Here is a 14,315-nt window from a genome sequence, read left to right as displayed (position 1 = left end):
ATTTGGTAACATCGTACAATGAAACACGGGCTGGCTTTATTGCAATAGCGCTGGAAAAGAATCGTCAGGCAACGCCCTTTATCGCGGAAGCGCGGGTTTTACAAAATCGCGCCAAGAAAGCGAAAAGCCCAAATGACTTACTCCAGATACCGGATATTAGAAATGCTCTAATAGCGGCGGCTGGTATTTCTGATAAAGCGGCGGGATACTTAGGCGATGCGGGTTGCACTGAAGCCATACAAGAGTTTGTAAAAAATTTTTTAATTCCCGCCGGCGATAAGTTCAATGAGGAATTGGTTTTTCGTTTTCTGCTGACTAAAGGTGATAGTTTAGGCGGAAAAATGCGAAATATAGTTGGCGCTTTAGCGCAACGCAAATTATGCTTATCAATAATTTCTTCGTTACGCTTATCCGGCAAACAGTTTTATGTCTGCATGGATAATGCGAATGAATGGGCTTCATCTTTAAATATCACCAATGATATGGATATTGAAAATGCAAAAGGTCTTTCATGGGATAGCACAGAAGTAAGGACGCTGTTTTTCAACACTACTATACCCATTGTAAAAAACAACGTAGACATATTAGTTGTCAACAAACCGCATACGGAATCTCTAAAAGAGATTATTACAAATGCGGAAAGCTATATAGCCCTTGGGGAATTAAAAGGCGGAATAGACCCAGCCGGTGCAGATGAGCACTGGAAAACGGCAAAAACAGCGCTAGACAGAATCAAAGCTGCATTTGAGCAAAAAAGAGTTTTTCCTCAGCTTTTCTTTATTGGGGCGGCAATCGAATCTAAAATGGCAGGTGAAATATATACTCATTTGCAAGCCAATTATTTGCAAAACGCCGCGAATTTAACTAAACCGGAGCAGATAGTTTCGTTAGCGGAATGGCTGGTTAAAATTTGATACACAGGGTCATGGAACGATATTATTGAGACAATTATACCATAAATACAAAAAATATAAAACCTTTTGTAAAAAAGCATTAGTCCCACGCCCGCCGTCCGTGGCGGCGGGCTATTGGAGGCAGGGGCAAAAAACGGCGTATACTATACGGTTTATGGTTCGTCGTTGCGCACCGTTATGCCTACCGAGAGAGCCTGCCGGAACTTTCCACCTATGAGGCTTCCGAGCAAATTCCCCGAAGAACGCAAGTGAAACAAGCAGGGCGGAAGCCCTGTTTGTTTTTTATGCCAGCCAACATAGTGACCGGCGCATAAGGCTATCGAGCGGTTCCGCTCGCCCCGCCATTACGCCTTGTCTCTATCCCACCTTTGCTGTCGAATTTTTTGAAGAAACTCGAACGATACCCGTGCGCAGCACGGGTATCGTCGAACGCCCTTGACAACGCCCGCTATCCGCGCCTATCCTGCCGTTATGGTCATTGTATTAGATAAAAGCATATCAGCGGACGACCGCGCCAAACTCCGCGCGTTTCTGGAAAAGAACAGCTTCCACGTAAACGAAATCGTCGGCGAAGAGGAAACCATTTTCGGCGCGGTCGGCAGGCTCGCCATAGACCCGCGCGAGGTGGAAGTGCTCCCCGGCGTCAAGCGCGTCATACCGATTTCCAAGCCCTATAAACGGGCGAGCCGCGAGTTCAAGCGGGACGACACGGTCGTTTCGGTGCGGAACAGCCGCGGGCAGAAAATCAGCGTGGGCGGCAAAAAGATTGTCGCTATCGCCGGTCCCTGCGCGGTCGAAACCCGCGAGCAAATGCTCGCCGTCGCGCGCCGCGTCGCCGCCTCCGGCGCGGTAATGCTCCGCGGCGGCGCGTTCAAGCCGCGCAGCAGTCCCTATGCGTTTCAGGGGCTGGGAGAGGCGGGACTGAAACTGCTGAAAGAAGCGGGCGACGCCTACGGGCTGCCGATCGTTACCGAAATCGTCGCCGCCGAGCATATTCCGCTCATGCGCGAGTACGTTGACGTGTACCAAATCGGCGCGCGCAATATGCAGAACTTCGAGCTGCTGAAACGCGTCGGCGAGCTGGGCAAGCCGGTCATTTTGAAGCGCGGGCTTTCGGCGACTATCGAGGAATGGCTCATGTCGGCGGAATACCTCCTGTCGTCGGGCACGGAAGACGTGATTCTGTGCGAGCGCGGAATCAGGACGTATGAAAAGGCGACGCGGAACACGCTCGACCTGTCCGCAATTCCGGTGCTGCGCCCGCTGACGCACCTTCCGGTTATCGTCGACCCAAGCCACGCGCTCGGCATACGGGACAAAATCCCCCCTATGGCGCTTGCGGCTATCGCGGCGGGCGCGGACGGAATCCTTGTGGAGGTGCACTGCGACCCGGACAAGGCGCTTTCGGACGGGCCGCAGTCGCTCTACCCCGAACAGTTTGACGCGCTCATGCGCGACGTTGCGACGCTCGCCCCGGTGGTCGGCAGGGAGGTTGCCGTCATTCGGAAGAGCCGCGACGACCTTATCCGCGAAACCCGCGCGGAATCGGGCGTTTCTTCCGCTATTCCGGCGGCTTCCGCCGGCGGGAAAGTGCCCGTCTGCGCGTTCTCCGGCAGCCGAGGCGCGTTCGCCGAGCAGGCGATTCGGCAGTATTTCGGCGAAAACGCGGACGAGCTCCCCCTGCCGTCGTTCCGCGAAATCTTTGCCGCCGTGGCGGACGGGCGAGCCGACTACGCGATGGTTCCTATCGAGAACAGCCTCGCCGGCTCCGTCTACGAAAACTACGACAACCTTTCCCGCTTTGAGGACGTCAAAATCGCGGGCGCGGTAACGTGCCGCATTCGGCACTCGCTGCTCGCGGTCGCGGGCGCGTCGGTCGGCACAATAAAAAACGTGTATTCCCACCCGCACGGCTTCCCGCAGTGCGCGGATTTCCTCGGCAAGCACCCCGAATGGCAGCATATCGACGCGCCTTCCACGGCGGAGGCGGCGGAAATCGTGGCGCAGAAGGGTTCCCCCGAAAACGCCGCAATCGCGTCGGGAATCACCGCGCGGTATCACAATCTGGCAGAGCTGGCGTCCGGCATTGAATCGGACGCGCGAAACTACACCCGCTTCGTCATAATTGCGCCCGCCGACGCGGAAGGCACGGGCTACCCGTTTTCCGGCGAGACGAGCAAAGCGTCGTTTATCTTTCTGTCGAAGAACGCCCCCGGCGCATTATACGAATGCCTCGGCGTGTTCCACGCGCGAAAGCTGAACCTGACGCGCCTCGAATCGCGCCCGCGCCACGGCGAGCCGTGGCGGTATACGTTTTACGCCGACGTGGAAATGCCCGAAGGCAGCGCGGAAGAAGCGGCGGCGCTCATGCGCGAAGTGGTCGCCCAGCTCAGCGCGCGGGCGGAAGACGTGCGGCTATTGGGCATTTACCGCGAGCGAAGCTGTTAGATTTGCGCGGACGCCGAATGACCATGTTCCTTTAGGAAACAGCTTACCGGAATTGCACGGCGGAAAGGCGGTGTTCTACCAAGATTTCGCAGAACACCGCGAGTGTCCCGTTATATTCTACCAAGGTTTAGTTATGCACTACGAAGACTTGGTAGTATACTACGAAGGTTTGGTAGTACACTACGAAAGTCTTGTAGTACACTACGAAGGTTTGGTAGTACACTACGAAAGTCTTGTAGTACACTACGAAGGTCTGGTAGTGCACTACGAAAGTCTTGTAGTACACTACGAAGGTTTGGTAGTACACTACGAAAGTCTGGTAGTGCACTACGAAAGTCTGGTAGTGCACTACGAAAGTCTTGTAGTACACTACGAAAACCCTGTAGAACATAAAAGGGGGCATCAACGCCCCCTAAAAGGAGCGTAAGTTATGTCTGGAGACTTTATTCCCCACCAAGACGGGGCGTTTTTAGAGTGGGCAAAGACCCTGACCTCTTATGTAGCGGCGCATTTGACCGGCTTTAACATTCAGGAGACGGCGCTTGCGCCCATTCAGACCCTGCTCGCCGACTATCAGACGGCTTACGACAGAGCCGAAAACCCGAACCGCGGCAAAGTGGACGTTTTGGCAAAGAACGAGGCGCGGGACGCGCTCAAAGCGGCGCTGCGGACGTTTATCAAGGCATATCTGACCTATAACCCCGAAGTAACGGACGTAGACAAGGGAAATATGGGCTTGCCCTTGCACGACAGCACCCGCACACCAGTCCCCGCTCCCTCTACCATTCCTGAAATAGAATTGGACAGTTCCGTAATCCGCCAAATATCGGCTCATTTCAGGGACAGCGGAAGCGGCAGGCGGGGCAAGCCGCAGGGCGTTCACGGCGCAGAATTGCGCTGGTCTCTGCTGGAAACCGCGCCCGTTTCTATTGCGGACTTGCGCAATTCAGCCTTTGCCACCGCGACGCCCTATATATTTTCATTTGACGAGCCGGACAGGGGCAAGACCTTATACATTTGCCCCCACTGGGAAAATAACAAAGGGGACAAAGGACCCTGGGGCGAAATTGTAAAGGCGATTGTGCCGTAAATAAAAATACAGTATTAGTGTTGGCTATAGTGAGGCACGCCGCGCCGTCCGTGGCGCGGCGCTTCGTAGCAGTTTTTTATTACAAATAATTGTATAAAGCATTAATAAAAGCCGCTTCGCGGCTGGGCAAAAAAGAACATCGCCTAACATACGTTATGTGCAATTGGACAATTGACATTTGTTGAAAAATATAATAAAATAATTTATGATATTATACTACATATAGCGTATATTTAAAAATAAGGCACTATATGTAGTAGTTGATAAAGACAAATATTATTGTTTTGGAGGCTATGGTGATCATAAAAAAGGAGATTGACGCAATTACAGACGATGATTTTACAGAATTTTTAAAGAAAGAAAATAAATATGATGACTATTTGAATCATATATTGCATTGTATTAAATGTGGTAAAATAATCACAGGCGATAATATTGCGGCAATTGTTTATAAAGAAAATGAGTATAAGTTTATCTGCGATAATCAAAACTGTTTGGAAGATATTCAGGGGGGTATATGATGTTAATAATATTTATTCCGATAAGTATATTTTTTTTCTTGTCAGCCTTAGTTTCATTGATTCTGTATATTGTTAATAACCCAGAAAAAATAGATAAATGGATATACTTAATTAACAAATTTTCATTATGGAAAAATGAAAAAAGTGAAAGAAAAGTAATATCAAGTAACTTGGACTATAAAATTTCATCTATCGCAAAACAGGTTAATAAAGAAGCGGATGGAATAATACCTTTTGGGCTACGTATTAAATGGGCAAATGTTAATGATGATGCATATGTTAATGAAAATAAGGTAATAATTGTATTGAAGAAAGAAGACAACAATGATAAAAACATTGTAAATGCATGTAGTGCATTTGTTCCAATGGCTTTGCTACCAAGATCAAGAAATTCCATTGACTTAAAAGTTCTAAAAACGCTGGACAATTATTTTATAAAAAAATGCTCAATCAAGGAATTTATGATTCGGCATACAATTACTTTATTAGAAACATATTTACTGCTTTCTTTAATGAATCCGACGAAAATAAAGATTTAATAAATACATACTCAAAACTTGATGAAATAGGTTTCTTGACTCGTGTATTATTAGAAGAATATAGGAGAATAGGTTCAAAATTATATGGTACAATGGATGAATCTTCGTTTTTAATTGAAAGTAGGGCCTTTTTTGAATATTTAAAATATTTCACAAAGAGAAATCCAGGCGATATGACACGCTTGTATTTTGATGGTGATAAAATAAAAATATCAATAATATTAATTGCAAAAAGAGCAACCTTGGAATCAAAGGGTGTTAACGCCTATGTTAACAGATTAAAAAAACACGTTTTGGAATATGGAATGCAACGTGTTTTTATATTTTCATATTCTCAGCAATTCGATGAAACGATTGAAGATGATTCTGGATATGTAAAAGGTATTAAAAGAAGGCATGAGTTTGTCAATTTAAATCAATTTGAAGGGGAATGCAAAAATGTTGATTGTGTCAGATTGGTAAAAAAACAAACATATCTTTCAAATGATACCACAGGAAAAAGACGAAAATCAAAATATTTAATATATGAATCAGTCCGGTAAAAATTGTCCAACTGCACATAACATACGGTTTACGGTTCGTCGCTACGCTCCTCCGGGTTCCGTTCGCCTAGGTCAGTCGCTGCGCTCCTTCCCACGGCTCACTACGGCACATTTTGGGACGCTGCAAAAGCAGGGCAAACGCCCTGTTTTTTTATGGGCATAGAGGCGCATATACCGGGGCTGACCGAGAGGCGGAAGGGTTTTGCCTTTCTTTCCGTTGATTTCCCCGCCGGTTCCGCGCTACACTGCTGCATCATGCAACTTAGGTTTTCGCGCCTTTTATCCGGCATTCCCTGCCGCCTCGCGCTGAACGGCGAATCAGACCCGCTTATCGCCGGAATCGCCTATGACTCCCGAAACGCCGCCCCTCGCTCGCTCTTTTTTGCGCTCCCCGGCATTCACGCAAACGGTGCCGACTATATCCCGCAGGCGCTCGAAGCGGGTGCGCGGGCGGTCATATATCAGGGCGAGCTTCCCGTCGCCGCGCTCGAAGCGGCACGGCGGCGCGACGCGGCGCTCGCGCAGGTCGCCGACGCCCGCTTTGCCCTGTCGCCGGTATCTGCGGCGTTTTACGGGCGCCCGTCGGAACGGCTCGCCGTCGTCGGCGTAACCGGCACCGAAGGCAAAAGCTCCACCGTATCGTTCATCTGGCAGTTGCTCCGCCTTGCGGGAAAAAAAGCCGGCTTCATCTCGACGGTGGCGTATTCGCTCGGCGGCGAGGTGCAGGCGAATCCCCGCCACGAGACAACCCCCGAAGCGCCGGTGGTGCAGCAGCGGCTGTACGAAATGGCAGAAAACGGCTGTGAATACGCCGTGCTCGAAGCCTCGTCGCACGGGCTTTCGCTACGGACGAATCGGCTGGGCGACGTGCGTTTCGACGCCGCCGTAATGACGAACGTTGCCCGCGAGCATTTGGAGTTCCACGGCACGTGGGAGCACTACCGCGACGACAAGGCGAATTTATTTCGCGTCTTGGACGGGCACCCGCACGAAAAACGAATCGGCGGCACGCAAAGAACCGTCCCCGCGTTCGGCGTGGTCAACGCCGACGACCTGTCCGCTGCCTTCTTCGCGGCGGCGACGCGGCACAACACCTATGGATTCAGCGCGTCCGGCAGCGTAGACGGGCGATTCGCCGCTTGCTTTGCCGCGCAGGGCATATCCGCCGGAAAGACCGGCGTCTCGTTCAGCGTGTCAGCGGACGAGAACACTGCGCCGCGTCTGTCTTTCTGCGTGGAAGCCCCGCTCCCCGGCGCGTTCAACGCGGCGAATGTGCTTGCCGCGCTTGTTACGGTGAGCCGATTGTGCGGAATCAGCGTGGAGACGCTTGCGCCCCTTGCCGCGCAGCTTGTGCCGGTGCGCGGGCGCATGACCGCAATCTGCCGTGGGCAGCCCTTTGAGGTGCTCGTCGATTACGCGCACACGCCCTCGTCGTTCGAGGCGATTTTTCCGCCGCTCCGCGCGCGGGCAAAAGGCAAAATCATCAGCCTGTTCGGGTCGGGCGGTGAGCGCGACACGGAAAAACGTCCCGAACAGGGCAGAATCGCCGGGCGCTATTCGGATATCGTCGTGCTTGCCGACGAAGACCCCCGCGGCGAAGACCCCCGAGCGTTGCTCGAAGCGATAGAAACGGGCTGCCTCGAAGCGGGAAAGATGCGCGGCAGAGACGTGTTCGTCATCCCGGACAGACCCCGTGCTATCAGGCAGGCGTTCGCGTTTGCCGAGAGCGGAGACATAGTGCTGCTGTTGGGCAAGGCGCACGAAAACTCCATAATCTACAAGGATTTCGCTATGCCTTATGACGAAATCGCCGAGGCGGAACAGGCATTGGCGGAAAAAGGATATACGGCATGAACGTATTGCTCCTCGGCGGCGGCAAAAGCGGCGAACACAAGGTGTCGCTCGTATCCGCCGCCGCAATTGCGCGGAATATAGACCGGACGAAACACCGCGTGCTGCTCGCCGGAATCACGAAGACAGGGCGCTGGTTTTTGCAGGACGACGCGGAATATATGCGACTTTTGGGCGACCCGCAGGCGGCGCTTGTTATAGCGGAAACGGCGGTAATCGCTGTTGTTCCGGGCGGCGGCTTCTATGCCGGAGGGAAGCGGCTCCCCGTAGACATTGTGTTTCCGGCGCTGCACGGTACCTTCGGCGAAGACGGCACGGTGCAGGGCTTGCTCGAAATGGCGAGCGTTCCCTATGCGGGCTGCGGCGTCCTTTCGAGCGCCGTCGCAATGGATAAGGAGCAGACAAAAATCATCTGGCAGCAGGCGGGGCTGCCGGTGGTGCCGTGGGTGCGGGTGTACGCAGGCGATTCCGCGTCAAGCCGCGCCGCTCAAGCGGAATGCGCGCTCGGCTACCCGCTGTTTGTAAAGCCGTGCTGTTCGGGAAGCTCGGTCGGCGCCGCGAAGGCGAAAGACCGCGTCGCGCTCGAGGCGGCGCTCGGCGAAGCGTTCAAGTGGGACGATAAAGCACTTATCGAAAAAGCGCTTGACGCGAGAGAAATCGAAACCGCCGTTACGGGCGACAGCGCGCAAGCCGAAAGTGTCGTCATATACGGCGCGGGTGAAATCATTCCGCGCCACGAGTTTTACGACTACGACGCAAAATATGTCGACCCCGACGGCGCGGCGCTTGTCATTCCCGCGCCGATAAGCGCCGCGGAATACGCCGCAATCACCGGCGCGGCGGCAAAAGCCTACCGTGCGCTCGGCTGCGCCGGCTTGGCGCGCGTCGATTTCTTTCTTGAGCGCGGTACGGACAGCGTCTTTCTGAACGAAATCAACACGATGCCCGGCTTTACCCCTATCAGCATGTTTCCCAAACTGTGCGCGGAAGCGGGGCTCGCCTTTCCCGCCCTCATCGAATTGCTGCTTGAAGACGGCGTGAAGCGTTTCCGCGCACGCGCGGCAAGAGTTTGAGCGGACGTGTCGGCAGCCGGTCTTTCCGGCAAGTCCCGCCGCCTTTTCCGCCCGTCGAATAGCGAATTTTATCAGTTGTATGATAAATTTTACGCGTAAAACGATGGATCCGATTCGTAAAATGATTGATCCAAATAATAAAACGGTTGATCTGGCGAATAAAATTTTCCATCCAAATAATAAAACGATGCGCCCAACGAGTAAAATTCTTCACCCAACGCATCGAATGGAAGATTTTATTAGTCGGGCGCTTAATTTTACGCGCTGAATTGCTAACTTTATTCGCTGGGCAGCATTGCTTTCTGGAAACGGGAACGGCACAAGAAGGTGAAAAAGCGGCGGGCATACGGTTCGCCGTCGAAAAATAAAGAGAACAGAAGCATGGAACAAAAAATGTATGCAAACGGGGATACGGGTTCCTGCTATCGTCGGTATTCGGCGCGAGCGGAAAATGTGCTTTTTTGAAAACACGTTGTCTAACATAGCGCAAGTGCGTATAATCTCTGCTAAAGAAAACACAAAACTTGTATGGCAAATAAAAATAAATACGCTGATTTATCGCGGGAGCAGTTGGAAGATAAGCTGGAACGATTAGAACGGGTGCGTTACGGTTTGGTGTGGAAAGACAAGCCGGAAGACGTAGCCGACCAATGCACGCAGGAACTTCCTGTTTTAGTTGAAGACAAAACGAAAGAAATCCGCTCTGCCGATGATCCGCCTACCCATTTTATCATTGAAGGCGATAACTATCATGCGCTTTACACGCTGAATTTTACCCACCAAAAGAAAATAGACGTCATATATATTGACCCGCCGTACAATACGGGAAATAAATCATGGAAATACAACAATAACTATGTAGACAAAGAAGATACATATCGGCACAGCAAGTGGCTTTCATTCACGAATAAAAGACTGCGGCTATGCAAAACGCTACTAAAAAACACGGGTATAATTATCTGTGCAATAGATGATTACGAATTTGCAGGATTAAAGCTACTCTTTGACCAAATATTTGGTGAACAAAACAGGCTTGGAACATTAACGGTGGTTCACAATCCAGGAGGTCGGCAGGATGAAAAATTTTTTCCGACAGCACACGAATATATGTTGGTATATGCAAAAAATAATACCAAAGCAGAGATTGGGACATTAAATTTATCGAAAGACAAAATTTCACAATACAAAGATGCTGATATATATGGTCGGTATAAACTCAGAGGATATAGAAGGAGCGGTGCTAATTCAAGGAAAGAAGATAGACCAAATCTATTTTATCCAATTTACATAAGTAAAAACTATGGTGTATTAACTGCTCAGTATAAGGAAGGTTATATCACATTACTGCCAATAGATGATAAGGGTATTGAGCGGTGTTGGCGGTGGAATGCAGAAACTTTTGAAGAAGAAAAAGAGAAATATATAGAAATAAAAAATATAAACGGTGAAATCAATTTATATGTTAAAGAGCGTGAGAATGAAAATACCGGAGAAAAAACAAAACTATTTGGAATAAACCTAAATATGCGTCTGTTAGCGGTACCTCAGAACTAAAATCAATATTTGATACAACAAACAAGATATTTGATTATCCTAAATCGTTATATTTGATAATTGATATTCTGAAAATAACTTCTAAACCGAATGCTCTCATCCTCGACTTTTTTGCCGGCAGCGGCACTACCGGACACGCTGTACTGGAACTAAATAAAGAAGACGGCGGAAATCGGCAATTTATCCTCTGCACTAATAATGAAAACAACATTTGCGAAGACGTAACCTATCCGCGTATCAAAAAAGTAATCGAAGGTTATGCAGACAAAGAGGGAATACCGGCGAATATAAAATACTTCAAAACCGATTTTGTGCCGTTTGTGGTTACAAACAATGATAAACGGGTATTGGTTGCACGGAGCACGGAATTACTCTGCATTGCCGAAAATACATTTGAAGCGGTGATTTTTGCTGAGGAAAATCGCGATTTTGCCGTTTTCAAAAACAACAAGCGGCAAACCGCTATTATTTATGACGAAAATGCCATTCAAACATGTTGCGCCGCATTAACCGAATTGAAACCGGTACATAAAACCGTTATTTATGTATTCAGTTATGACCATGAGTATGACGCAGATGATTTTTCTGAATTACTTATCGATTTTTTAGTAAAGGCAATACCTGAAGCGATTCTGAACGTATATCGCCGAAACGCACGGGCGGCAAAAAAATGAAAGAAATCGCGTATCAAATTGAATATATTGACGAAATCACCGATACCGCAGTCAAATTTTTGAATGATAACCGCAACACGCCTATCATTTTAAAAGCGCCGACCGGTTCGGGCAAAACGTATATTATTTCACAAGCTATAAGCAAAATCATAAAAAAGATACGCCCTGCCGAATATTGTTTTATTTGGATTTCGGTCAATTCTTTGCACGGGCAAAGCAAACAGGCTTTGAGTTTATATCTGGAGAAAGAACGCTTGCTGACCTGTATTTCCATTGAAGATATTCAGGACAATACGATTGCGGAGAATGAAATCGTATTTATCAACTGGGATAGCCTGATAAAGGAAAACAATATTTTCCGCACTGATAATGAACGCAACTGGAATTTAGCGTCGGTCGTTACCAACACTAAAGAAGACGGGCGCGAAATTATCCTCATTATCGACGAAAGTCATCGAACGGCAAAAACCGATAAAGCACAAGAGGTTATCAAAGAAATAGAACCGCGTCTTATAATCGAAATGACCGCTACGCCCTTACCGAAGACCGGGCATATGATAGAAATTCCTTTGAGGAAAGTCGTTGACCAAGGAATGATAAAGCGGGAAATCTTAATCAACTCAAATTGCCGGAACGCAAAAGAAAACAAAGATTTATTGGATATTGCGCTCAAAAAACGAAAAGACCTCTGCCGCGCTTATAAAATATTGGGGAAAAGCATAAATCCTTTGCTGCTTATTCAAATTCCGAATAAAAAACAAACCGACAGCAGCAATCCAGAAGATTATATCACAGGGTTATTAGCTGAATTTGGCATTACCGAACAAAACGGCAAATTGGCTTTGCGGTTCTCTGGAGACGCTATTCACGAGATAGACGCACAAGTAAAGCCGAATGACAGCGGAGTGGAAGTATTGATTTTTAAGGAAGCTATTGCACTGGGGTGGGATTGTCCGAGGGCGTCGATTCTTTTCTTGCAGCGAGAATGGAAACAGGAGCGGTATAGTTTTAATATTCAAACATTGGGGCGCATTATGCGTATGCCGGAACAAATACACTATCCAGAAAAGCCGGAACTGAACGCAGGATATATTTTTTCAGCATCAGATAATTTTGAAGTGGTGCAGGAATTAGCAAGCGATTATGTTAGCAGTTTGCAAATGGAACGCGACGAAGAAATAAACACAAAACCCTTAATTTTGCTTTCCGAGTTTATCAGACGCAAACGTGAACTTACACGGCTTTCGGGAGCATTTAAAAAATGTTTATTTACTGCAGCGTCAGAAATGCAGGATGAATTAAACGGTTTGAATATAACCGTACATACAAGCTATAAACAAATCGGTGACGAAGGGCGCATAATTGAAATCGATAAGTCGCAGGAGGTCGAATTTGCTCGTAAAATACGCATGCAAAAAGCGCACGAAGAGGTTGTCAATAATTATGTGAGTTTCTGCGGAAAAATGACAACTCCCTATGCAAGAGCGAGGTCAACGCAAATAATTATGAGCGCACTCCGCGCGTGGTTTATAAAAACGCATACTATCGAAAACGAAGATACCATTGCATACATTGTTATGTACAAAACTAATAACCCAGTTTTTATGCGACTGCTGGAAAACGCAAAGGAACGATATGCTCAAATACCTCCGCGCAATGAAGAAGTTGTTACAACTGATGATTGGGAAATTCCGCCAAGTATTAGCATTTTCACCGATTATGAAAAGTATTCACGTTCTAATAAATCTATCATCAAGCAAAGTGATGATAGAAAATTATATGTTAAAAGAAACAAGAATGGTAAAATAGAGTTTTCTAAACCGGAAGAATCGTTTATCGATGAATTAGAAAGCACGGATGACGATATTCTTTGGTGGTTTAAAAATGGGGCAGGCGAAAGCAAATACTTTGGCATCGCGTATAAAAAATTGGATAACCATTACTACGGTTTTTATCCTGATTTTTTAATTAAAACAAAGCAAGAAACAATAATTGTTGAAATCAAAGACAACAAAGATTTTAAACCGGAGAATGTACTAAAATTAAATGCGGGGCGCGATTATATCGCCCGTGCAAACAATAAAGAAAAAATTCGTTTCTATATTTTATCCCCGCTTGATTTTTCACAGTTCTTTACAGCATTAAAGGACCAAAAACTAGATTCTTTCAATTCGCTGTTTGAAGAAAAACTACTCCGGTATAATCAAAGTCAACGTAAGGTACACGAAAACGATGCACCAGAAAAAGATGCAGAAACACAACAGCTCTACTTTGAATTGGCTAAAACCATAAGTGAATTAGAAGACCAGAAGCTCAAAAACGAACTTTTGACTATGGACTTGACAGAAGCGAATCGTATCAACGACGAATATAAAACGCAGGTTATTACTTTGCGTAGCGCGGTTAATATGAACAAGATAATTCAACCTGAAGGTTCGTTGAAAATCTCTACTCCGTTTAATATTTGCGTGTTAGGTGAAGTTACTGATGAATCGCAAATCAAAAAGGAACTAAATAATTATTTTGAAAAGAAAGGCGTTGCAACAAATGATTGGGATATTGAATTTTTCAATAATACAAAATTACAACATACAGATGTTCTACGAGGTCTTGTAACAGGACAATCAAAGTATCATTTAGCTTTGACAGGGCAAATATATCACCACAGCGGAAAAGGAAATAAAAAAGCAAATATTATTTCTGAATTAAAGCAAGAAAAATATATTCCGCATAAAATCGCGTGTAACCCTAAAGATAAACTTACATTAGATGATATTATTAAAAATATTGAAGAATATATTTCAGACATTGGTAAGAACCTTTCGTGAAAGCATCCAGTCGGCGCTGGGGGCTATCGGCGATATACAGGACACAAAGCTCTATCAAGTAATTCCACCTTATGTGCCGAACTCTTTTGCGTCATGAATGCCGTAGCGGCGCAGAACCGTACTGCCAAAGAGCCGCAACAGCTTATCGCTCAAATAGCCCAGGATGCCCAGCACGATGATTCCCGCTAAAATCCAGTCGATTCGGAAATACAGGCGGGAGGTGAAAATCAAATAACCCAGCCCTTCCTTCGCCGCCAGCATCTCCGCCGCTACAATGGACG

Annotated in this window: 12 protein-coding genes and 1 pseudogene; 11 read left to right on the top strand and 2 right to left on the bottom strand. The window is 47.5% G+C overall.

Annotated features, from left to right (window positions below):
* The first annotated feature begins 2 nt into the window (after nucleotides 1-2).
* The 8 genes from AWU74_RS09235 to AWU74_RS09200 all read left to right on the top strand — a co-directional run bounded on the left by AWU74_RS09235 (nucleotide 3) and on the right by AWU74_RS09200 (nucleotide 8,978).
* A complete protein-coding gene (locus AWU74_RS09235) occupies nucleotides 3-914 on the top strand; it encodes an AvaI/BsoBI family type II restriction endonuclease (RefSeq protein WP_238580307.1) in 912 nt (303 codons plus the stop codon).
* A 471-nt stretch (nucleotides 915-1,385) separates the two neighbouring features.
* On the top strand, nucleotides 1,386-3,362 hold the full coding sequence (gene aroF / locus AWU74_RS09230) for a 3-deoxy-7-phosphoheptulonate synthase (RefSeq protein WP_062329107.1): 1,977 nt from the start codon (nucleotides 1,386-1,388) through the stop codon (nucleotides 3,360-3,362).
* A 430-nt stretch (nucleotides 3,363-3,792) separates the two neighbouring features.
* The gene (locus AWU74_RS09220) at nucleotides 3,793-4,452 is read left to right on the top strand and encodes a hypothetical protein (RefSeq protein WP_062329054.1); all 660 of its coding nucleotides are present in this window, start codon (nucleotides 3,793-3,795) and stop codon (nucleotides 4,450-4,452) included.
* A gap of 260 nt (nucleotides 4,453-4,712) precedes the next feature.
* Nucleotides 4,713-4,973, top strand: coding sequence for a hypothetical protein (locus AWU74_RS09215; protein ID WP_062329051.1), 261 nt, complete (start codon nucleotides 4,713-4,715; stop codon nucleotides 4,971-4,973).
* Nucleotides 4,970-5,512 (top strand): hypothetical protein, encoded by a 543-nt coding sequence (locus AWU74_RS09210; RefSeq protein ID WP_062329049.1) that lies wholly within the window; start codon nucleotides 4,970-4,972, stop codon nucleotides 5,510-5,512. The genes AWU74_RS09215 and AWU74_RS09210 overlap by 4 nt, the downstream gene beginning before the upstream one ends.
* Nucleotides 5,416-6,054 (top strand): hypothetical protein, encoded by a 639-nt coding sequence (locus tag AWU74_RS11210; protein WP_187151006.1) that lies wholly within the window; start codon nucleotides 5,416-5,418, stop codon nucleotides 6,052-6,054. Before AWU74_RS09210 ends, AWU74_RS11210 begins: the two co-directional genes overlap by 97 nt.
* A 153-nt stretch (nucleotides 6,055-6,207) precedes the next feature.
* On the top strand, nucleotides 6,208-7,908 hold the full coding sequence (locus AWU74_RS09205) for a UDP-N-acetylmuramoyl-L-alanyl-D-glutamate--2,6-diaminopimelate ligase (RefSeq protein ID WP_238580306.1): 1,701 nt from the start codon (nucleotides 6,208-6,210) through the stop codon (nucleotides 7,906-7,908).
* Complete coding sequence (locus AWU74_RS09200) at nucleotides 7,905-8,978, top strand: D-alanine--D-alanine ligase family protein (protein ID WP_062329045.1); 1,074 nt, start codon at nucleotides 7,905-7,907, stop codon at nucleotides 8,976-8,978. Before AWU74_RS09205 ends, AWU74_RS09200 begins: the two co-directional genes overlap by 4 nt.
* On the opposite strand, the gene AWU74_RS12370 is transcribed toward AWU74_RS09200, so the two are convergent.
* Nucleotides 8,917-9,324 (bottom strand): hypothetical protein, encoded by a 408-nt coding sequence (locus tag AWU74_RS12370; RefSeq protein ID WP_187151005.1) that lies wholly within the window; start codon nucleotides 9,322-9,324, stop codon nucleotides 8,917-8,919. The two genes, AWU74_RS09200 and AWU74_RS12370, sit on opposite strands and share 62 nt — an antisense overlap.
* Nucleotides 9,325-9,506: 182 nt before the next feature.
* Here AWU74_RS12370 and AWU74_RS09195 point away from each other — a divergent pair, with 182 nt between their 5' ends.
* From AWU74_RS09195 to AWU74_RS09185, 3 genes are read left to right on the top strand one after another with little or no spacing between them, the layout of a single operon-like run.
* Nucleotides 9,507-10,532 carry a DNA methyltransferase gene (locus AWU74_RS09195; RefSeq protein ID WP_062329041.1) on the top strand — a complete coding sequence of 342 codons (1,026 nt, stop codon included), beginning with the start codon at nucleotides 9,507-9,509 and terminating at the stop codon, nucleotides 10,530-10,532.
* Nucleotides 10,484-11,206: a DNA methyltransferase gene (locus AWU74_RS09190; RefSeq protein WP_162505169.1), complete on the top strand. Its 723-nt coding sequence runs from the start codon at nucleotides 10,484-10,486 to the stop codon at nucleotides 11,204-11,206. Before AWU74_RS09195 ends, AWU74_RS09190 begins: the two co-directional genes overlap by 49 nt.
* On the top strand, nucleotides 11,203-14,034 hold the full coding sequence (locus tag AWU74_RS09185; RefSeq protein ID WP_062329035.1) for a DEAD/DEAH box helicase: 2,832 nt from the start codon (nucleotides 11,203-11,205) through the stop codon (nucleotides 14,032-14,034). Before AWU74_RS09190 ends, AWU74_RS09185 begins: the two co-directional genes overlap by 4 nt.
* 69 nt (nucleotides 14,035-14,103) lie before the next feature.
* On the opposite strand, the pseudogene AWU74_RS09180 reads toward AWU74_RS09185, so the two are convergent.
* Nucleotides 14,104-14,315: pseudogene (locus tag AWU74_RS09180) on the bottom strand (ABC transporter permease); the annotation flags it as partial.

The organism is Treponema endosymbiont of Eucomonympha sp. (assembly GCF_001028545.1).
Note: the sequence above shows the minus strand (reverse complement) of the source record. Positions and strands in the feature narration are given on the sequence as shown.